The organism is Catenuloplanes atrovinosus, from assembly GCF_031458235.1.
GTDB lineage: Bacteria > Actinomycetota > Actinomycetes > Mycobacteriales > Micromonosporaceae > Catenuloplanes > Catenuloplanes atrovinosus.
Window position 1 is genome coordinate 1 of the sequence record NZ_JAVDYB010000001.1, and the last position, 20,094, is coordinate 20,094.

Here is a 20,094-nt window from a genome sequence, read left to right on the forward strand (position 1 = left end):
CGATCGCCATCACGTCGTTGTCGTAGATCACCGCGGTCGGCCGCCGCGCGGAGCTGAGCAGCCGCCGGGTGGCCCGGGCGCCCTCCTCGCCGGTGTAGTCGGACGGCACCGTGACGATCTCCCCGGACAGGCCGAGGCGCGCGCCGACCGCGAGGAACGCCTCCGTGCGCGCCCGCGTGTGCTCCAGCTCCGGCAGGCCGCCGACCCGGGCGATGCGCCGGTGGCCGAGCGCGACCAGGTACTCCACGGTCTCGGCCAGCGCGGCGGTCTCGTCGGACCAGACGCCGGGCAGCGCGCCGGTGCCGTCCGGCCCGCCGATCACCACCGCGGGCAGTTGCAGCCGCTCCAGCTCGGGCACGCGCCGGTCGTCCACCCGCAGGTCGCAGAGGAGCACGCCGTCCACCCGCCGCTCACCCCACCAGCGCCGGTAGACCGCGATCTCCGCGTCCGGGTGCGCGACGACCTGCAGGGTGAGCGCGTACGACCGGGCGGACAGCTCGGCCTCCACGCCGCTGATCAGCTCCATGAAGAACGGCTCGATGCCGAGCGTGCGGGCCGGCCGGCAGAGCGCCAGCCCGACCGCGCCGGCGCTGGCGCCGGAGAGCGCGCGGGCCGCGCTGCTCGGGCTGAAGCCGATCTCGTCAGCGATGTCCAGGATTCGCCGCCGGGTGGCGTCGGAGACGCCGGGCTGCCCGTTCAGCGCGTACGAGACCGCGCCCTTGGACACGCCGGCCCGGCGTGCGATGTCCGCGATGGTGGGTCGCTTCACGGCTGTTGAGCTTGCCCGGTTAAGTGCACGCCCGTCAATGCGTCCTACTGGTGGTATTGGCGACCTTCGCTGCGTTCAATACGGTGGCGTCGCTTACGCGCTTCAGTAACCCCCATCGATATTCGCCCGCTCGATCGGAGGCACCCGTGCACAGACGGTCACTGGTTGCGGCGGCCGCGGCGGCGATGCTCCTCGCCGCCGGCTGCACCACCACCGGCACCGCCACCACCCCGCAGCAGGACGCGGCCGGCCCGGCCGAGCTGCTGTTCTGGAACACCGGCAGTGACGAGCAGGCGGCCGCGATGCAGGTCGCCGCGGATCGCTACAAGGAGCTGCACCCGGACGTCACGATCAAGGTGCAGGCGATCGCCTGGGACGACGGCCGGGCGAAGGTGCTGACCGCCGCCACCTCGCGCAGCGGGCCGGACATCGTCTCCGGCGGCCTCTCCTGGGGCATCGAGCTCGGCGAGCTCGGCGGCATGATCGACCTGAACCGGTACGACGTGACCGCCGCCCGGCAGCAGACCCGCCCCGAGCTGTGGAGCTCGATCACCTCGCCCGGCGGCGCGGTCTACGGCATCCCGATGGACATGACGCTGTACGTCTTCTACTACCGCCCCGACCTGCTCCAGCGGGCCGGCCTCGGCGGCCCGCCCACGACCTGGGCCGAGTTGTTCACCGCCGTGGACCGGCTCAAGGCGTCCGGCGTGCCGACGCCGCTGGTCGAGGAGTGGGGCACGTTCGAGTGGCTGCCCTGGTTCAACTACCTGAAGCAGGCCGGCGGCTCGCTCTACTCGCCGGACTGCACGGAGGTCACGATCGCCTCGGACGCGGCCGTGACCGCAACCACCGCCTGGGCCGACCAGTACCGCAGGTACGGCGTGCCGAAGGCCACCGTCGACGTCGGCGCCGGGCTGGCCAAGGGGGAGTACGCGATGGCGATCGGCGCGTCGTACCTGGCCGGCGGCTTCGACTCCGGGCACCCGGAGCTGAAGGGCAAGTGGCAGACCGCGCCGCTGCCCACCGGACCGGCCGGCGCCGGCTCGTTCGTCGGCGGCAAGATCGTCGGTGCCATGTCGTACACGAAGTACCCGCAGGCCGCGGCCGACTTCGTGAAGTGGCTCTACACGGACGAGGCGGTGGAGATCCTCCAGCGCGAGGTGTTCACCCGCGGCGGCGAACTCTACATCTCCCCGCGCCCGGAGCTGCTGGCCAAGGCCAACGCGAGCGACAACCTCAAGCAGACGCTCCAGGCCACGCTCGGCACGGTGACCGGCCCGCCCAACTGCAAGGGCTGGGAGACCAGCGGCGCCGAGGTCAGCAAGCGGCTGCAGGCGGTGGTCAACGACGGCGCGGACCCGCGGGCCGCGCTGACCGAGGCCGCCCAGATCATGCGGGACAACCTCGGCTGAGGTTCCGGTTCGGGCCGCCGGCCGGCACCGGCCGGCGGCCCCGCGTCGCGAGGGAGGGACCGTACCCATGACGGCCGTGCTGACCGAGCCGCCGCTGACCAACGGCCGGACGGCGAGCCGCCGCCGGGCGCGGCTGCGCCGGGCCGTACCCGGATATCTCATGCTCCTGCCGTTCGCCGGGCTGTTCCTCGGCTTCCTGATCTGGCCACTGCTCAACGCGCTGTACTTCGCGTTCACCGACTTCAACGGCGTGCGCCCGCCCTCCTGGGTCGGCACGGAGAACTTCCGCCGGCTCTGGCTGGACGATCCGCGCTTCCGGAAGGCGCTGGTCAATTCGCTGATCTACGTGGCGCTCGCGGTCACGCTGACCACGGCCGCGGCGCTCACGCTCGCGCTGGCGTTCCGCGGCACGTCGTGGCGCGACCGGGTGATGCGCACGATCTTCTTCCTGCCGTCCGTCACGTCCACCATCGCGGTCATGCTGATCTGGCGCTGGATCTTCTCCGGCGAGCGGTTCGGGCTGGCCAACACGGTGCTGTCCTGGTTCGGCGCGGAGCCGGTGTCGTGGCTGTCCACGCCGCGCTGGACCATCCCGCTGCTGGTGCTGATGGCGGTCTGGGGCGGCTGCGGGTACGGCATGGTCATCTTCGTCTCCGGGCTGAACGCGATCCCGGAGGAGCTCTACGAGGCCGCGCGGCTGGACGGCGCGGGCGGGTGGCAGCAGTTCCGCTACGTCACGCTCCCGCAGCTGCGCCCGGTCACCACCTACGTGGTGATCACCGGCCTGATCGGCGCGTTCCAGGTGTTCGAGGCCGTCTACATCGTGTTCCGCGCGGTGAGCAGCGTCGGCGGCGTGCAGGACGGCGGCCTGATGCTGGTGCCGTACCTCTACGACATGGGGTTCACGAAGTTCCAGCTCGGCTACGCGTCCGCGATCGCGTGGACGCTCTTCCTGATCATCTTCGTGATCAGCATGATCCAGTTGCGGGTCACCCGCGCGCTGAGGGAGCTGTGATGACCCGACTTCGGGGCGAGCTGCTGCGCCTGCCGCTCTACCTGGCCGGCCTCACCATGCTGGTGCCGTTCTACTGGATGGCGTCGGCCGCGTTCAAGCCGGTGCCGGAGCTGACCAGGAACCCGCCGAGCTTCGTGCCGGGCGACCCGACGCTGGACGCGTTCTACGAGCCGGCCTGGGACCCGGGCGTGCGCGCGGACCAGCTCGTCGCCGGGCTGTTCCAACGCTACCAGGACGTACCCGGCGGCTTCCTGCGGTTCATGGGGAACAGCCTGTTCGTCGCGGCCGCGATCACGGTGCTGTCGCTGCTGATCGCGGCGCTGGCCGCGTACGCGCTGACCAAGATGGACCTGCCCGGCCGCCGGGTGATCTTCGTGGTCGTGGTGGCGTCCATGATGATCCCCTGGCAGGTCACGCTGGTGCCGAACTACCTGATCGTGCGCAACCTGGAGTGGCTCAACACCTACCAGGGCTACATCGTCCCGGCGCTGGCCAAGGCGTTCGTGGTGTTCTTCCTGGTGCAGTACATGCGCTCGATCCCGGACGACCTGGTGCACGCGGCGCGGGTGGACGGCGCGGGCGAGTTCCGCATCTGGTGGCGCGTGGTGATGCCGCTGATGCGCCCGGCGCTGGCCGCCATGGCGATCTTCGTGGTCCTGGCCGAGTGGAACAACTTCCTCTGGCCACTGATCATCGTGCAGGACGACACGATGGCCAACGTGCCGGTCGCGCTCTCCCGGCTGAACGCCTCGAACGCCTTCAATCCCCACAACATGGCCGTGATCATGGCAGCATCGCTGTTGACGTCGCTGCCGACGGTGATCTTCTTCCTGGCCTTCCAGAAGCACTTCACCCGGGGCATCGCACTCTCCGGCATCAAGGGATGAGGCACATGGGTTCGTACCGCGCGCTGCACGACGGCTGGACGCTGACCGGGGCCGGGCACTCCGTGGACGCGAGCGTCCCCGGCTGTGTGCACACCGACCTGCTCGCCGCCGGCGTGATCGACGATCCGTACCTGGACGACAACGAGCTCCGCCAGGAGTGGATCGGCCGCACCGACTGGGTCTACGAGACCACGTTCGACTGGCGGCCCGATCCGCTGGTGCCCCGCGCCGACCTGGTCTGCGACGGCCTGGACACGATCGCGGTGCTGACGCTCAACGGCACCGAGATCGGCCGGACCGCGAACATGCACCGCGGCTACCGGTTCGACGTCGCCGACCGTCTCGTGCCGGGGGAGAACACGCTGCGCGTCGCGTTCACCTCCGCCAGGAACCACGCGGAGGCGGAGCGCGACCGGCTCGGCGACCGGCCGAACGCGTACCCGGAGCCGTTCAACTTCATCCGCAAGATGGCCTGCAGCTTCGGCTGGGACTGGGGGCCCACGCTGATCACGGCCGGCATCTGGCGGCCGATCGGCCTGCACACCTGGGCCGGCGGCCGGCTCGCCCGGGTCCGGCCGCTGGTCACGCTCACCGAGGACGGCGACGGCCGGATCGAGTTGCACGTGGACGTGGAGCGGGCGAGCGCGGACCCGCTGGTCCTGACCGCCGCCGTGGCCGGCGTCCGGGTCGAGCACACCCTGCAACCCGGCGAGGGTACGGCCGTGCTGGTCCTCGACGTGCCCGCGCCCGCGCGGTGGTGGCCGCACAGCCTCGGTGACCAGCCGCTGCACCCGGTGGACGTGGCGCTCACCACCACCGGCGGCACCTCGCTGGACGAGTGGCACCGCCGGGTCGGCTTCCGCGACGCGTGCCTGGACACCACGGACGGCGCGTTCACGCTGGTCGTCAACGACGTGCCGGTCTTCGCCCGGGGGGTGAACTGGATCCCGGACGACGCGCTGGTCACCCGGATCACCCGCACCCGGCTGGCGGAGCGGCTGGGCCAGGCCGTCGAGGCGAACGTCGACACGATCCGGGTCTGGGGCGGCGGCCTCTACGAGTCGGACGAGTTCTACGAACTCTGCAACGAGCTCGGCCTGCTGGTGCTCCAGGACTTCCCGTTCGCCTGCGCGGCGTACCCGGAGGAGGAGCCGCACGCGAGCGAGGTGGCCGCCGAGGCCCGGGAGAACGTGGTCCGGCTCGCCCCGCACCCCAGCCTGGTGGCCTGGACCGGCAACAACGAGAACATCTGGGGCTGGCACGACTGGGACTGGCAGCCCGCGCTCGGCGACCGCACCTGGGGCGCCGGCTACTACTTCGACCTGCTCCCGGGCATCGTCGCGGAGCTGGACCCGACCCGGCCGTACTGGCCGGGCAGCCCCTGGTCCGGCGACCACGACACGCACCCGAACGAGCCGTCCCGCGGCACCATGCACATCTGGGACGTGTGGAACCGCGTCGACTACTCGCACTACCGCGACCACCGGCCGAGGTTCGTGGCCGAGTTCGGGTTCCAGGCGCCGCCCGCGTACGCCACGCTGCGCCGCGCGATCAGTGACGACCCGCTGACGCCGGAGTCGCCCGGGCTCGCGCACCACCAGAAGGCGGCCGACGGGAACGTCAAGCTCCGGCGCGGCCTCGACGACCACCTCCCGGCGCCCCGCGACTTCGACGACTGGCACTTCCTCACCCAGGTCAACCAGGCGCGGGCGATCACGCTGGGCGTCGAGCACTTCCGCTCGCTGCGTCCGTACTGCATGGGATCGGTGGTCTGGCAGCTCAACGACTGCTGGCCGGTCACCTCGTGGTCCGCGATCGACGGCGACGGGCGCCGCAAACCGCTCTGGTACGCGCTGCGCCGCGCCTACGCGGACCGGCTGCTCACGGTGCAGCCGCGCGAGCACGGACCGGCCGTGGTCGCGGTCAACGACGGCCGCACGCCGTGGACCGGCGAGATCGAGGTGACCCGCCGCGCCCTGGACGGCACGATCCTGGCCGAGGCGGTCTTCCCGCTGGACCTGCCCGCGCACGCCGCGACCACCGTCCCGCTCCCGCCGGACCTCGCCACCCCCGGCGACCCGTCCGCGGAAATCGTCGTGGCGTCGGCCGGCGACACCCGGTCCCTCTGGTTCCCCGCCGAGGACAAAGAGATCAACTTCCCGGTCCCGCGGTACGACGCCGAGGTCACCGCGTTCGACGGCGGCTACGACGTGACGGTCACCGCGCGTACCCTGCTGCGGGACCTGACGCTGCTCGCCGACCGCCTCGATCCCGGCGCCGTGGCGGACCGGGCGCTGGTTACGCTCCTACCCGGTGAGACCACCACGTTCCGGGTACGGACCGACGCCACGCGCGACGCCGACGCGCTGACCGCGAGGCCGGTGCTGCGCTGCGTGAACGACGTCCGGCCCGGAAAGGCACCCGCACCATGACCACATCCGTCCCGGGACCGGTACTCGCGATCGACGTCGGCGGCACCAAGCTCGCCGCCGCCGTGGTCGACCCCGACGGCACGCTCCGCGACCGGGCGGTGGTGCCCACCCCGGCGTCGGACGATCCGGACAAGGTCGGCGGCGCGCTGGTCACGCTCGCGCACCAGGTCGCCGCCGCCGGCCCGGCCCCCGCGCTGCGCGGCATCGGCGTCGGCTCGGCCGGCCCGCTCGACCCGTACGCGGGCACGGTCAGCCCGGTCAACATCGGCGCCTGGCGCGGCTACCGGATCCTGGACGCGCTGCGCGACGTGCTCCCTGGCCGTCCCGCCTACCTGGGCGGCGACGGCCAGTGCATGGCGCTCGGCGAGTACCGCTGGGGCGGCTACACCTCGGCCGCGTTCCTCGGCATCGTGGTCTCCACCGGCGTCGGCGGCGGCCTGGTCCTGGACGGCCGCGTCTACCAGGGCCCGACCGGCAACGCCGGGCACATCGGCCACATCCCGGTCTCGCTGGACGGCCCCGACTGCCCGTGCGGCGGCCGCGGCTGCGTCGAGGTGCTCGGCAGCGGCACCTCGATCGTCCGGTGGGCGCTGGCCAACGGCTGGCAGCCCACGCAGCCCACCCCGGACGCGCGCCTGCTGGCCGCGGACGCGCGCGCCGGCCACCCGGTCGCGCTCGAGGCGTTCCAGCGGTCCGGCCGCGCGGTCGGCGCCGGCATCGTGGCCACGGCCGGCCTGTTCGACCTGGACGACGTGGTGATCGGCGGCGGCGTGGCGAACGTCGGCGACCTGCTCTTCGAGCCGGTCGACGCCGCGATCTCCGCGCTGGCCGGGCTCGCCTACATCAAGCGGGTACGCGTCCACCGCAGCACGCTCGGCGGCGACGCCGGGCTGCTCGGCGCCGCGGCGCTGGTCATGTCACACCTGTAGCGGGCTTCCGCTCCTCCCGGTGGCTGAGTTAGGTTAGCCATGCCTTACGTGCAGACATCGGGAGGAACCGTGACCCAGACCGCCGACCCCGTGACGACGGTCCGCCCCTGGCGCTTCTTCATCGCCGAGGTGTGCCGCGTCGAACGGCTCAGCCCCAGCTTCCTGCGCGTCACGCTCACCGGCGACGACCTCGACCGCTTCGCCTCCACCGGCTACGACCAGCGATTCAAGCTCCTCCCGCCGCTCCCCGGGACCGGCTTCGACACGCTACCCACCGGCGAGGACTGGTACGGCGAGTGGCGCGCCCTCCCCGAAGCCCGGCGCAACCCGATCCGCACCTACACCATCCGCGCCGTCCGCCCCGCCCTCCGCGAAGTCGACGTCGACATGGTCCTGCACGGCGACCACGGCCCCGCCTCCCGCTGGGCCCTCAACGCCCGCCCGGGCTCCCCGATCGCCCTCCTCGGCCCCAACGCCGACCACCCCGGCCCGCACGGCGGCTTCGACTTCCGCCCCCCGGCCCACGCCGACTTCCTCCTCCTCGGCGGCGACGAGACAGCCGCCCCCGCCATCGCCGCCATCCTGGAACAACTCCCGCCCGACACCCGCGGCGAAGCCTTCATCGAGGTCCCCCTCACCGGCGACCACTTCCCGGTCACCACCCCCGCCGGCGTGACCCTCACCTGGCTCCCCCGCGACGGCGCCGCCCACGGCACCCACCTCATCCCCGCCGTCGAGGCCGCCACCGCCCGCATCCTCGGCGACTCCCCGGCACCCCCGGCGGACCTGGAAGACGTGGACGTCGACCACGAGATGCTCTGGGAAGTCCCGGTCGACGCGACCGGCGCCCCCTTGACCGACGCCAGCCGTCTGTACGCATGGCTGGCCGGGGAAGCGGGCGTCATCAAGACGCTCCGCCGCCACCTCGTCGCGGGATGCGCGGTGGACCGGCGGGCGGTCGCCTTCATGGGCTACTGGCGCCTCGGCCGCGCCGAGGGCAGCTAACCCTCCCACCGATCCCGTCGCCCGGGGCGAGCGTTCTCCGCGGGCGCGCGATCGTGGCGATCCCGCCGGTCGGCGCCGGCTGTCTCTGTTGCGTCGGTAGCTGCCTCCGGACTTCGGCCTCACGACGGGACGAGGCGTCCTGCTTTCCATTACCCAGCCCGGCCGATCGGCCGATCGGGCGCTCCGCGCCCGAAATTTCGGTGTTTAGCAGGTGGCCTCGCCTGCAGGTGCCGGGGATCAAGTGGCTGCCTCCGGCGGGTCTCGGGCTCCGGGGAATGGGCGTGCGTTTCGGCCGGGGAAGGATTCGTCGGCCCCGCTGGCTTTCGCGGGTGGCGGGGTTGCGTGTCGTGGGCCTGGATGCCCCGTCTGCCGTCGTCCCGGGACAAGCCGAGCAGATCATCGGCAGGGCCGCCAGCTTGGTGACCTGGGCTGCGGTTGGTGGGTGGTGGCGGCCCTGCCGATGATCTGCACCCCAAGGGCGGGTCGACGGCAGACGGGGCATCCAGGCGGTTGCGGTATGCGCGCTCCGCGCGCCAGATGCCGGATCGGACGTGACCGGTTATCGATCTTGCGTCGAGCATTAAAGATGCGTAGAGCACGTTATGAGGACCTCATAACGTGCTCTACGCATCTTTAGTCAAGATCCGCGCGTCTCGCCCGGGCGCCTTAATATGATATTTCGGGTTCTCGCCGCATGGTGCCTGCCGACACCGGCGCCTGCCGCGCCCGCGCTTGCCGGCGCCTGCCGCGCTCGCGCTTGCCGGCGCCTGCCGCACCCGCGGCTGCCGGCGCCTGCCGCACCGGCGGCTGCTGCGCCGCGCCTGCCGGTACCGGTGCCTGCCGCGCCGACCCGCCGCACCGGCGGCTGCGGCGCCGACCCGCCGGTACCGGTGCCTGCCGCCGCGTCCACCGCCACCGGCGCCTGCCGTCCCAGGCACGCCGGTACCGGCGCCTGCCGGTACCGGTGCCTGCCGCCACCGGCGCCTGCTGCGCCGCGTCGCTGTATCGGCGACCTGCCGTGCCGACCCGCCGGTACCGGTGCCTGCCGCCGTGCCACCGCCACCCGCGCCCACGGGCACCGGTGCCTGCCGCGCCGAGCCGCGTCCCGCGGTCTACACCGCCCGGTGACCCAGCCCAACGCGCGTCAGGGACAACCGGCACCACCGGAGTCGGAGGCCGCGGCCCGGCAGGAAGGCGGCACGAGAACGCCCCGGTTCCGCCGCAAGGAATCATGCGGCGGAACCGGGGCGCGAAGCCGGTGAAAGACTTCGGGTCAGGGAACCCGTCGGTAGGCCCCGTCCGAGGCGGACGTCGCCATCGACGCGTACGCGCGCAGCGCCGCCGACACCGGGCGGTCGCGGTTCACCGGCGTGTACGGCCGATCCCGCTTCTCCTGGGCGATCCGCCTCGCCTCCAGGACGTCATCGGCAACATTGAGCCGGATTGACCGGCCCGGGATGTCGATGACGATCTCGTCCCCGTCCTCGACCAGGGCGATCAAACCGCCCGATGCCGCCTCCGGCGACACGTGCCCGATGGACAGGCCCGACGTACCACCGGAGAAACGGCCGTCCGTGATGAGTGCGCACGCCCGTCCGAGGCCGCGCCCCTTCAGGAACGACGTCGGGTACAGCATCTCCTGCATCCCCGGGCCGCCGCGCGGGCCCTCGTAGCGGATCACCACGACGTCGCCGGCCACGACCTGCTTGCCGAGGATGCCGGTCACCGCGTCGTCCTGGGACTCGAAGACGCGGGCCGGTCCGGAGAACTTCCACACCTCCTCCGGCACGCCGGCGGTCTTGACCACGCAGCCGTCGGGGGCGATGTTGCCGAACAGGATGGCCAGGCCGCCATCGGCCGTGTACGCGTGGTTGAGGTCCCGGATGCAGCCCTCGGCCGCGTCCGTGTCCAGCGTCGACCAGCGGTTCTCGGTGGAGAACGGCTGGGTGGTACGGACCCCGCCGGGCGCCGCGTGGAACAGCTCGACCGCCTCCGGGCGGGGGGAGCCGCCGCGCACGTCCCAGTCGTCGAGCCAGGACTGCAGGGAGGGGGAGTGCACCGAGTGCACGGAGGTGTGCAGCAGGCCGGCGCGGTTGAGTTCGCCCAGGATGGCGGGGATGCCGCCGGCCCGGTGGACGTCCTCCATGTGGTATTTCTGGCTGTTCGGCGCGACCTTGGCCAGGCAGGGGACGCGGCGGGAGACCTCGTCGATGTCGGCGACGCCGAAGTCGAGCTCGGCCTCGCGCGCGGCGGCCAGCAGGTGCAGGATCGTGTTGGTGGAGCCGCCCATGGCGACGTCCAGCGCGACCGCGTTCTCGAAGGCCTCGCGGCTGGCGATGGCGCGGGGCAGCAGCGACGTGTCCTCGCCGTCGTAGTAGCGCTTGGCGATGTCCACGATCAGGCGGCCGGCCTCGACGAACAGGTCCTTGCGGGCGGCGTGCGTGGCGAGCGTGGAGCCGTTGCCGGGCAGCGCCAGGCCGATCGCCTCGGTCAGGCAGTTCATCGAGTTCGCCGTGAACATGCCGGAGCAGGAGCCGCAGGTCGGGCACGCGGAGCGCTCGATCGTGTCCAGCTGCTCGTCGGTGACGGCGTCGTTGACGGACGCCACCATGGCGTCGATCAGGTCGAGCTTGGAGTGGACGACGCCCTCGACCGCGACGGTCTTGCCGGCCTCCATCGGGCCGCCGGAGACGAACACGGTCGGGATGTTGAGGCGCAGCGCGGCCAGCAGCATGCCTGGCGTGATCTTGTCGCAGTTCGAGATGCAGACGAGCGCGTCCGCGCAGTGCGCGTTGACCATGTACTCGACCGCGTCGGCGATCAGCTCGCGGCTGGGCAGCGAGTAGAGCATGCCGGCGTGGCCCATGGCGATGCCGTCGTCGACCGCGATGGTGTTGAACTCGCGCCCCACGCCGCCGGCCTCGGCCACCGCGTCGGCGACGAGGCCGCCGAGGTCCTTGAGGTGGACGTGACCCGGTACGAACTGCGTGAAGCTGTTCGCGATGGCGACGATCGGCTTGCCGAAGTCGTCGTCGGTCATTCCGGTGGCCCGCCAGAGAGCGCGGGCGCCGGCCATGGTTCGGCCGTGCGTAGAGGTCCTTGACCGCAGCTGGGGCATGACCCCCAGTGTTGCACCGGTGTAAACGCCATGGCAGCGTTAGGCGCCCCTTACGTCCACCACGCGGGACGACGTGGCGCGGCACACCCGGCAACCCGCAAACGAGTGACCGGAAAAACACGCTTCGCACACGGTGTCCCCCACGTGAAGCATTTATCCGGCACAGTGAATGCGTGCACCTACCCCCTGGTGTCTGGATCGCCGCTCTCGCCGCCGCGCTGTCGGCCGTACCGGCCTCGGTCATGCTCGTCTCGTCCGCCCGCCGTCGCGACGGCCGCCGCCGGCACGCGCACCATCTGCTGGCCGCCGGCAGCGCGCTGATCGCGCTGGCCGCGGTGGCCGGGCTGGGCGTGGCGCTGACCGCGTACGGCCCGGACGCGGCACGCCTGATCGCGTTCGGCATGGTGGCCGGGGCGGTGACGCTGCTGGCCGGGATGCTGATGCTGCCCGGCGCCGCGGACACCGGGACCACGGCGCTGCAACACCTGCTGGACGGGCTGGCGATCGCCGGCTCGATCTGGTTCCTGGGCTGGGTGCTGGTGACCGAGCCGACCCGGATCCTGGGCGGCAGCACGCCGTACCCGTGCTGGTCCTCGATGTTGCCCCTGGCGGTCGGCGTGCTGGCGCTGGGCCTGACCACGATGGTGTCCGTGCGCATGCCGCGGCCGCGGGGCGGTTCGGTGGGCGTGGGTGCCGGCATCACCGCGGCCGGGCTGGCCGGGGCCGGCGTGTCGGTCGGCGTGTGCCAGGGGTGGGCCGGCCTGGTGCTGGCGTGTGCGCTGGTGCTGCCGGCCGGGCTGACCGTGATCGCGCTGGCCGCGCGCGCCACCGACCGGGAGCCGGAGCCGGTCGAGGTGGACACCACGCGGCGCGGTGCCGGGTTCGTGTTCCTGCCGATGGTGCTGCTCACCGGCGCCGCGGCCTATCAGGCCCTGATGACCGGCTCCATCGGTACGGTCGGCGTGCTGGCCGGCGGCCTGGTGCTGGTCGGGCTGGTCGGCCGGCAGTACCTCGCGCTGCGCGACGTGCGGCGCGGCGCGCAGCGGCTGCGCGAGCGGGAGGCGCACTTCCGCGGCCTGGCGCACACCGACCCGCTCACCGGCCTGGCGAATCGGCGCGGCATGCTGCGCGTGCTGCACCAGGAGGTGTTCTCCGGCGACGCCGGCCCGTGCGTGCTGCTCGGCATCGACATGGACGGCTTCAAGAGCGTCAACGATCTCCGCGGGCACGACGTCGGCGACGAGGTGCTGCTGGAGGTGGGCGGCCGGCTGCGCATGCACCTGCGGCCCGGCGACGCGGTGGCGCGGCTCGGCGGCGACGAGTTCGCGGTGCTGATGTGGGCCACCGAGGACGAGGCGGAGGCGGGCGCGCTGCGGCTGCTGGAGGCGCTCGGCGCGCCGTACGAGCAGGGCGGCGGCGTGGTGTTCCTGTCCGCCAGCATCGGGCTCGCGTCCGCGGCGTCGGCCGGCGACGTGGAGACGCTGATGCGCAACGCGGACCTGGCGCTCCGCTACGCGAAGATGAAGGGCAAGAGCCGGGTCGAGCGGTACGAGCCGGCCTACGACCACCTGCTGCGCCGCCGCACCACGCTGGAGCACGAGCTGCGCGGCGCGATCGACCGCGACGAGTTGCGGGTGGTGTTCCAGCCGGTGGTGTCGCTGCCCTCGGCCCGCCCGGTCGGCGCGGAGACGCTGCTGCGCTGGACGCATCCGCGGCTGGGCGCGGTCGGGCCGGACGAGTTCATCCCGGCCGCGGAGGAGTCCGAGCTGATCGCGCAGCTCGGCCGGTGGGTGCTGGACCAGGCCTGCCGCCGGCTCGCCGAGTGGCTGGCCGACGGCCACGACGTGTGGGTCTCGGTCAACGTGTCACCGCGCGAACTGCACGCGCCGGAGTACGTGGCGCGGGTGGCCGAGGCGCTGCACACGCACCGGGTGCCGCCGCAGCGGCTGGTGCTGGAGGTGACCGAGCACGCGGTCGCGACCGACCTGGACGAGCTGTGCCGCCGGCTGCGTGCGCTGCGGGACACCGGTGTCCGGATCGCGCTGGACGACTTCGGCGCCGGCTACTCGTCGCTGGGCCAGCTCCGGGACCTGCCGGTGGACATCCTCAAGATCGATCGCAAGCTGGTGGTGGCGTCCGAGCCGCTGGTCGACGTGGTGGTCCGGCTGGGGCACCGGCTCGGCCTGGAGGTGCTGGCCGAGGGGATCAGCACGCCCGGTCACCTGGCCGTGGTGGAGGCGTCCGGGTGCCGCTTCGGCCAGGGCTTCCTGTTCGGCGGCGGCGTCCCGGCCGAGCACCTGGAGGCCCAGCTCAAAGCCGTCTCGCCCGGGCGGCTGGTCCCGGCCGGCGCCGGGCACGGGCGGATGGCCATAACCGCAGGTCAGATCGCTCCCGCGGTGGACGACGACGCCTCGTCCGGGTGAAACGGCCGACTCCGTGAACCAATATGTGGGATAGGTTGACTCAGCGCGTGAGATGAGCGAAGCTGTCCCCATGTCCCTGCGCCAGACCGCCTCGTTCGCGATCACCCGCGACCTTCGGTCCTCTCGAGTACTTACCTGAGCGCACTCCCCTCGATTTGGGAGTGCGCTGGCCCCGTGTGAAGTTCGCACGAGGGCCGTTTTTATTGGCCAGGACTTGAGCCTGCCAAGCGACCAGGCGCCTTCGGGCGGTTTCACCACATTCGAGAATTCAGCAGCACCGAAGGTCCGAAAGGTCCGAGCAGCCATGACCAGACCCACGCCCGAGACTCTCGCCCACCGAGCCCACAGCGCGTTCGCCGCGTCGTCCTCGGCGGCCACGTCCGCCACCCCGGCCGCGCCGGCCGTCGCCCCGATCCAGGTCACCGGCGCCGGCTCGCTCGTCAAGTCGCTCGAGGCGCTCGGCGTGGACGTCGCGTTCGGCATCCCCGGCGGTGCGATCCTGCCGGCGTACGACCCGCTCTACGACTCGAAGGTCCGGCACATCCTGGTCCGGCACGAGCAGGGCGCCGGCCACGCCGCCACCGGTTACGCGCAGGCCACCGGCAAGGTCGGCGTCTGCATCGCCACCTCCGGCCCCGGCGCGACGAACCTGGTGACGCCGATCGCCGACGCGTACATGGACTCGGTGCCGATCGTCGCGATCACCGGGCAGGTCGGCCGGCCGTACATCGGGACGGACGCCTTCCAGGAGGCGGACATCCAGGGCATCACGCTGCCGATCACGAAGCACAACTACCTGATCCAGCGCGCGGAGGAGATCCCGCGGATTCTGGCCGAGGCGTTCCACCTGGCGATCACCGGCCGCCCCGGCCCGGTGCTGGTGGACATCCCGAAGGACATCCTCCAGGCGCAGACCACGTTCAGCTGGCCGCCCACGCTGGAGCTGCCCGGCTACCGGCCCACGCTGCACCCGCACGGCAAGCAGATCCGCGAGGCCGCGCGGCTGATGACCGGCGCGCGCCGCCCGGTGCTCTACGTCGGCGGCGGCGTGCTCAAGGCGCACGCCACGGAGAGCCTGCTCAAGCTGGCGGAGCAGACCGGCATCCCGGTCGTCACCACGCTGATGGCGCGCGGCGCGTTCCCGGACTCGCACCCGCAGCACATGGGCATGCCGGGCATGCACGGCACGGTCTCCGCGGTCTACGCGCTGCAGAAGTCGGACCTGCTGGTCGCGCTGGGCGCCCGGTTCGACGACCGGGTGACCGGCGACCTGGCCTCGTTCGCGCCGGACGCGGCCGTGGTGCACGCGGACATCGACCCGGCCGAGATCGGCAAGAACCGGGCCGCGGACGTGCCGATCGTCGGCGACGCGCGGCACGTCATCGACGAGCTGATCACCGCGATCGCCGCGGAGCACGCGGCCGGCCGGACCGGCGACTACTCCGCCTGGCGGGCCACGCTGGACGGGGTGCGCGAGCGCTACCCGCTGGGCTACGAGGAGCCGGAGGACGGCACGCTCTCCCCGCAGTACGTGATCAAGCGGATCGGCGAGATCGCCGGCCCGGACGCGATCTACGCGGCCGGCGTGGGCCAGCACCAGATGTGGGCGTCGCAGTTCATCTCCTACGAGAAGCCGTACACCTGGCTCAACTCCGGCGGCGCCGGGACCATGGGGTACGCGGTGCCCGCCGCGATGGGCGCGAAGACCGGCAAGCCGGACACCGTGGTGTGGGCGATCGACGGTGACGGCTGCTTCCAGATGACGAACCAGGAGCTGGCCACCTGCGCGCTGGAGGGCATCCCGATCAAGGTCGCCGTGATCAACAACGGCAACCTGGGCATGGTCCGGCAGTGGCAGACGCTCTTCTACGAGCAGCGCTACTCCAACACCGAGCTGGGTACGCACAAGCACCGCATCCCGGACTTCGTGAAGCTGGCCGACGCGCTCGGCTGCGTGGGCCTGCGCTGCGAGTCCGCGGCCGACGTGGACCGGGTGATCCAGGAGGCCATGGCGATCAACGACCGCCCGGTGGTCATCGACTTCGTGGTCGGCAAGGACGCCATGGTCTGGCCGATGGTCCCGGCCGGCACCAGCAACGACGAGATCCTGTTCGCCCGGGACATGCGCCCGGACTTCCCCGACGACGCGGTCTGAGAGGCACCTCCAGTCATGACCAAGCACACGCTCTCCGTGCTCGTGGAGAACAAGCCCGGCGTCCTGGCGCGGGTGGCCGGTCTCTTCTCCCGTCGCGGCTTCAACATCGACTCGCTGGCCGTCGGCGAGACCGAGCACCCCGAGGTCTCCCGGATCACCATCGTGGTCAACGCGGACGAGTCGCCGCTGGAGCAGGTCACCAAGCAGCTCAACAAGCTGGTGAACGTGCTGAAGATCGTGGAGCTGGATCCGGCCACCGCGGTCCAGCGCGAGCTGCTCCTGGTGAAGGTGCGCGCCGACCGTACCGTCCGATCACAGATCCTCGAGACGGCGACGCTGTTCCGCGCGCGCGTGGTGGACGTCGCACCGGACACCCTCACGATCGAGGCGACCGGCACGGCGGACAAGCTGGACGCGCTGCTGCGCGACCTCGAGCCGTTCGGCATCAAGGAGATGGTCCAGTCCGGGCTGGTCGCGATCGGCCGCGGATCCCGGTCCATCACCACCGGTCCGGCGTTACGCGCCGCCTGAGTGCTTTTCAATCCACAACCGGCTCCGGCCGTACGAAAGGGAAGTTGATGTCCGCAGAGGTCTTCTACGACGACGACGCCGACCTGTCGATCATCCAGGGCAAGAAGGTCGCCGTCCTCGGGTACGGCAGCCAGGGCCACGCCCACTCCCTGTCCCTCCGGGACTCGGGCGTCGAGGTCGTCATCGGCCTGCCGGAGGGCTCCAAGAGCCGTCCCAAGGTCGAGGAGCAGGGCCTGAAGGTGCTCACCCCGGCCGAGGCCTCCGCCTGGGCCGACGTGATCATGGTGCTCGCGCCGGACACCGTGCAGCGCAAGCTCTACGCCGAGTCGATCGCGCCGAACCTGACCGCGGGCAAGGCGCTGTTCTTCGGCCACGGCTTGAACATCCGGTTCGAGCTGATCAAGCCGCCGGCCGACGTGGACGTCGCGATGGTCGCGCCGAAGGGCCCGGGTCACCTGGTCCGCCGCCAGTACGTGGACGGCAAGGGCGTTCCGGCGCTGGTCGCGGTGGAGCAGGACGCGACCGGCGGCGCGCTCGCGCTGGCGCTCTCCTACGCGAAGGCGATCGGCGGCACCCGCGCCGGCGTCATCAGGACCACGTTCAAGGAGGAGACCGAGACCGACCTGTTCGGCGAGCAGGCGGTGCTCTGCGGCGGCGCCACCGCGCTGGTGCAGACCGGTTTCGAGGTGCTGACCGAGGCGGGGTACGCGCCGGAGATCGCCTACTTCGAGTGCCTGCACGAGCTGAAGCTGATCGTCGACCTGATGTACGAGGGCGGCATCGCGCGGATGCGGTACAGCATCTCGGACACGGCCGAGTTCGGTGACTACACCCGCGGTCCGCGCGTGATCAACTCGTCCACCAAGGAGGAGATGAAGAAGATCCTCTCCGAGATCCAGTCCGGGCAGTTCACCCGCGAGCTGATCGAGGACGACGACGCCGGCCGCCCGGCCTTCAACAAGTACCGCGAGCAGGCCGCGGCCCACCCGATCGAGGAGACCGGCCGCAAGCTGCGCGACATGATGAGCTGGGTCGACCGCCCGATCACCGAGACCGCCTGATTCCGGCGGTCGTGGAAGCGCGCCGGGGGCGACCCCGGCGCGCTTTTTCGTGTCCGGATTGACAGGCTTCTCTACTAAAGATTTTTCACCCGCCGGAACGGTGTAACGCGGGCGTAACCTCACAAGATCGGTGTCTATCGATCATGCGAGGTGTCATGAGGCCCGTCGTGGTCGTCGCGGAGGAGCTCGCCCCCGCGGCCCTGACCCAGTTGGACCAGGACTTCGACGTGCGGCACGTGGACGGCACCGACCGTCGCGAGCTGCTCGCCGCGCTCCGGGACGCGCAGGCGGTCGTCATCCGCAGCGCCACCCGGATCGACGAGGAGGCGATCGAGGCGGCGCCCGGGCTGCGCGTGGTCGCCCGGGCCGGCGTGGGACTGGACAACGTGGACGTCCCGGCCGCCACCGCACACGGCGTGATGGTGGTGAACGCACCCACGTCGAACATCGTCTCCGCCGCCGAGCAGGCCGTGGCGCTGCTGCTGGCCGTGGCCCGGCACACCGCGAGCGCGAGCGCGGCGCTGAAGGCGGGGGAGTGGCGGCGCTCGCGGTACACCGGCGTCGAGGTGTCCGGCAAGACGGTCGGCGTGGTCGGGCTCGGGCGGATCGGCGTGCTGTTCGCGCAGCGGATGGCCGCGTTCGGCACCCGGCTGATCGCCTACGACCCGTACGTGCAGCCCGCCCGCGCGGCCGCGCTCGGCGTGCGCCTGGTCTCGCTGGACGACCTGCTCGCCGAGTCCGACTTCATCTCCGTGCACCTGCCGCGCACGCCGGAGACCGTGGGCCTGATCGGCGCGCGCGAGCTGGCGCTGGTCAAGCCCGGCGTGCGGATCATCAACGCGGCGCGCGGCGGCCTGATCGACGAGCAGGCGCTGGCCGACGCGCTGGCCGAGGGCCGGGTGGCCGGCGCCGGCGTGGACGTCTACGCGAAGGAGCCGTGCACGTCGTCGCCGCTGTTCGCGCACGAGAGCGTGGTCGCCACCCCGCACCTCGGCGCGTCCACCGTGGAGGCCCAGGACAAGGCCGGGCTGGCGGTGGCGCGCAGCGTGCGGCTGGCGCTGCACGGCGAGTTCGTGCCGGACGCGGTGAACGTGCAGGCCGGCGGCGTGGTCGACGAGGACGTGCGGCCGCTGCTGCCGCTGGCGGAGAAGCTCGGCACCGTCTTCACCGCGGTGGCCGGGACGGTGGCGGCGAGCGTGACCGTGGACGTGCGCGGCGCGGTGAGCACGCGCGAGGTGCTGCGGCTGGCCGTGACCAAGGGCCTGTTCGCCGCCGTGACGCCGGAGCGGGTCACCTACGTCAACGCGCCGATGCTGGCCGCCGCGCGCGGCGTCTACGTCACCCTCGGCGAGTCCTCGAAGAACGACGAGCACACGGACGGGCCGTACGAGGTGACGGTGCGCGGCGTGCTCCCGGACGGCCGCGCGCTGAGCGTCTCCGGCACCGTGACCGGCGGCGCGCGCGAGATCCGGAAGATCACCGAGGTGGACGGTTACCGGACCGAGCTGACCGCGGACGGCATCCTGCTGTTCTTCACGTACGTGGACCGGCCCGGCGTGGTCGGCACGGTCGGCTCCATCCTCGGCCGCGCCGGCGTGAACATCGCCGGCATGCAGGTGGCGCGGCGCGCGGCCGGTGGCGAGGCGCTGATGACGCTGATGGTCGACTCGGCCGTCGGCGTGGAGCTGCTCACCGCGGCCGCGGACGCGATCGGCGCCGCCGCCGCGAGCGCGGCGGACCTGCGCGACGACGCCTGAGCGGGCTCAGTGAGGGGGGTACGCCGTGGCCTGCGGCGGATAGACCGATCCGCCCTGGACGTCCAGGAGCATGAGATTGTGCGCGCCGGCCAGCTGCTCGATCAGCAGCAGCACCTCGTCCGGGCACGTCTCCACCAGCTTCATCTCCACGTGGTCACGCGCCACGTGCAGCGGCTTCGTGACGAACGGCGAGGCGTTGCTGGCCGCGCCACGGTCCGGATATCGGGCCGTCAGGTCGGCGTAGAAGGCATTGATGCGCCGGTCGGGTGCGCCCGCGGCGTGGATGCCCGCGACACACCTCTTATGACCGGCCGTCACGTCGGCAGGCTCACCGGTCCGGTCAAGCGCCCAGACCACCAGGTCGAAACTCACCGGGGAAGAATGCCATCCGTTCCACCATCGGTCATCTCGGCCCCGACCGACACGCTGAGCCGCGCTGCTTCCACCCGCCGGCGGGCCTTGTCACGCCCACCGATATCGCTATAGCGTATTTGATTGGTCACACAGGGCGATCGCCTGGCCGGGGCGGCCGCCCATGGGGACCCGTCTTCGGGTGACGGTGTCCCCGGTGTGACCGCCCCGGGTGCGTTCTCCGCGACC

Annotated in this window: 14 protein-coding genes; 11 read left to right on the plus strand and 3 right to left on the minus strand. The window is 72.0% G+C overall.

Going from position 1 to position 20,094, the window contains the following annotated elements; translation table 11 throughout:
• Positions 1-769 (minus strand): LacI family DNA-binding transcriptional regulator (locus J2S41_RS00005; protein ID WP_310361329.1); only part of this gene is annotated, 769 nt, incomplete at its 3' end.
• A 146-nt stretch (positions 770-915) separates the two neighbouring features.
• Here J2S41_RS00005 and J2S41_RS00010 point away from each other — a divergent pair.
• The 6 genes from J2S41_RS00010 (at position 916) to J2S41_RS00035 (ending at position 8,449) form a co-directional block, all read left to right on the plus strand.
• Positions 916-2,181: an extracellular solute-binding protein gene (locus tag J2S41_RS00010; RefSeq protein WP_310361331.1), complete on the plus strand. Its 1,266-nt coding sequence runs from the start codon at positions 916-918 to the stop codon at positions 2,179-2,181.
• Between the two features lie 67 nt (positions 2,182-2,248).
• Entirely contained in the window at positions 2,249-3,196 is a 948-nt protein-coding gene (locus J2S41_RS00015) for a carbohydrate ABC transporter permease (RefSeq protein WP_310361334.1), read from the plus strand.
• Entirely contained in the window at positions 3,196-4,083 is an 888-nt protein-coding gene (locus J2S41_RS00020) for a carbohydrate ABC transporter permease (protein ID WP_310361337.1), read from the plus strand. The genes J2S41_RS00015 and J2S41_RS00020 overlap by 1 nt, the downstream gene beginning before the upstream one ends.
• 5 nt (positions 4,084-4,088) lie before the next feature.
• Positions 4,089-6,515 (plus strand): glycoside hydrolase family 2 protein, encoded by a 2,427-nt coding sequence (locus tag J2S41_RS00025; protein WP_310361340.1) that lies wholly within the window; start codon positions 4,089-4,091, stop codon positions 6,513-6,515.
• On the plus strand, positions 6,512-7,444 hold the full coding sequence (locus tag J2S41_RS00030; RefSeq protein WP_310361343.1) for an ROK family protein: 933 nt from the start codon (positions 6,512-6,514) through the stop codon (positions 7,442-7,444). The genes J2S41_RS00025 and J2S41_RS00030 overlap by 4 nt, the downstream gene beginning before the upstream one ends.
• Positions 7,445-7,513: 69 nt before the next feature.
• On the plus strand, positions 7,514-8,449 hold the full coding sequence (locus tag J2S41_RS00035) for a siderophore-interacting protein (protein WP_310361346.1): 936 nt from the start codon (positions 7,514-7,516) through the stop codon (positions 8,447-8,449).
• Between the two features lie 1,273 nt (positions 8,450-9,722).
• On the opposite strand, the gene ilvD is transcribed toward J2S41_RS00035, so the two are convergent.
• Positions 9,723-11,567 (minus strand): dihydroxy-acid dehydratase, encoded by a 1,845-nt coding sequence (gene ilvD, locus J2S41_RS00040; protein WP_310361348.1) that lies wholly within the window; start codon positions 11,565-11,567, stop codon positions 9,723-9,725.
• Positions 11,568-11,809: 242 nt separating this feature from the next.
• Here ilvD and J2S41_RS00045 point away from each other — a divergent pair, with 242 nt between their 5' ends.
• The 5 genes from J2S41_RS00045 to serA all read left to right on the plus strand — a co-directional run bounded on the left by J2S41_RS00045 (position 11,810) and on the right by serA (position 19,494).
• The gene (locus J2S41_RS00045) at positions 11,810-13,990 is read left to right on the plus strand and encodes a putative bifunctional diguanylate cyclase/phosphodiesterase (RefSeq protein ID WP_445343945.1); all 2,181 of its coding nucleotides are present in this window, start codon (positions 11,810-11,812) and stop codon (positions 13,988-13,990) included.
• Between the two features lie 304 nt (positions 13,991-14,294).
• On the plus strand, positions 14,295-16,145 hold the full coding sequence (locus tag J2S41_RS00050) for an acetolactate synthase large subunit (RefSeq protein WP_310361351.1): 1,851 nt from the start codon (positions 14,295-14,297) through the stop codon (positions 16,143-16,145).
• Between the two features lie 15 nt (positions 16,146-16,160).
• Positions 16,161-16,676: an acetolactate synthase small subunit gene (ilvN, locus tag J2S41_RS00055; RefSeq protein WP_310361354.1), complete on the plus strand. Its 516-nt coding sequence runs from the start codon at positions 16,161-16,163 to the stop codon at positions 16,674-16,676.
• 47 nt (positions 16,677-16,723) lie between these two features.
• Positions 16,724-17,737, plus strand: coding sequence for a ketol-acid reductoisomerase (gene ilvC, locus J2S41_RS00060; RefSeq protein WP_310361356.1), 1,014 nt, complete (start codon positions 16,724-16,726; stop codon positions 17,735-17,737).
• A 155-nt stretch (positions 17,738-17,892) separates the two neighbouring features.
• The gene (gene serA, locus J2S41_RS00065; protein WP_310361360.1) at positions 17,893-19,494 is read left to right on the plus strand and encodes a phosphoglycerate dehydrogenase; all 1,602 of its coding nucleotides are present in this window, start codon (positions 17,893-17,895) and stop codon (positions 19,492-19,494) included.
• Positions 19,495-19,500: 6 nt separating this feature from the next.
• Here serA and J2S41_RS00070 read toward each other — a convergent pair whose 3' ends face one another.
• Positions 19,501-19,866, minus strand: coding sequence for a hypothetical protein (locus tag J2S41_RS00070; protein ID WP_310361363.1), 366 nt, complete (start codon positions 19,864-19,866; stop codon positions 19,501-19,503).
• Positions 19,867-20,094 lie beyond the last annotated feature (228 nt).

What these genes read in the sequence shown, in the direction of transcription:
- J2S41_RS00015 (WP_310361334.1), top strand. Translation starts at nt 2,249, where the DNA reads ATGACGGCCGTGCTGACCGAGCCGCCGCTGACCAACGGCCGGACGGCG.
- J2S41_RS00020 (WP_310361337.1), top strand. Translation starts at nt 3,196, where the DNA reads ATGACCCGACTTCGGGGCGAGCTGCTGCGCCTGCCGCTCTACCTGGCC.
- J2S41_RS00025 (WP_310361340.1), top strand. Translation starts at nt 4,089, where the DNA reads ATGGGTTCGTACCGCGCGCTGCACGACGGCTGGACGCTGACCGGGGCC.
- J2S41_RS00030 (WP_310361343.1), top strand. Translation starts at nt 6,512, where the DNA reads ATGACCACATCCGTCCCGGGACCGGTACTCGCGATCGACGTCGGCGGC.
- ilvD (WP_310361348.1), bottom strand. Translation starts at nt 11,567, where the DNA reads ATGCCCCAGCTGCGGTCAAGGACCTCTACGCACGGCCGAACCATGGCC.
- J2S41_RS00045 (WP_445343945.1), top strand. Translation starts at nt 11,810, where the DNA reads ATGCTCGTCTCGTCCGCCCGCCGTCGCGACGGCCGCCGCCGGCACGCG.
- J2S41_RS00050 (WP_310361351.1), top strand. Translation starts at nt 14,295, where the DNA reads ATGACCAGACCCACGCCCGAGACTCTCGCCCACCGAGCCCACAGCGCG.
- ilvN (WP_310361354.1), top strand. Translation starts at nt 16,161, where the DNA reads ATGACCAAGCACACGCTCTCCGTGCTCGTGGAGAACAAGCCCGGCGTC.
- ilvC (WP_310361356.1), top strand. Translation starts at nt 16,724, where the DNA reads ATGTCCGCAGAGGTCTTCTACGACGACGACGCCGACCTGTCGATCATC.
- serA (WP_310361360.1), top strand. Translation starts at nt 17,893, where the DNA reads ATGAGGCCCGTCGTGGTCGTCGCGGAGGAGCTCGCCCCCGCGGCCCTG.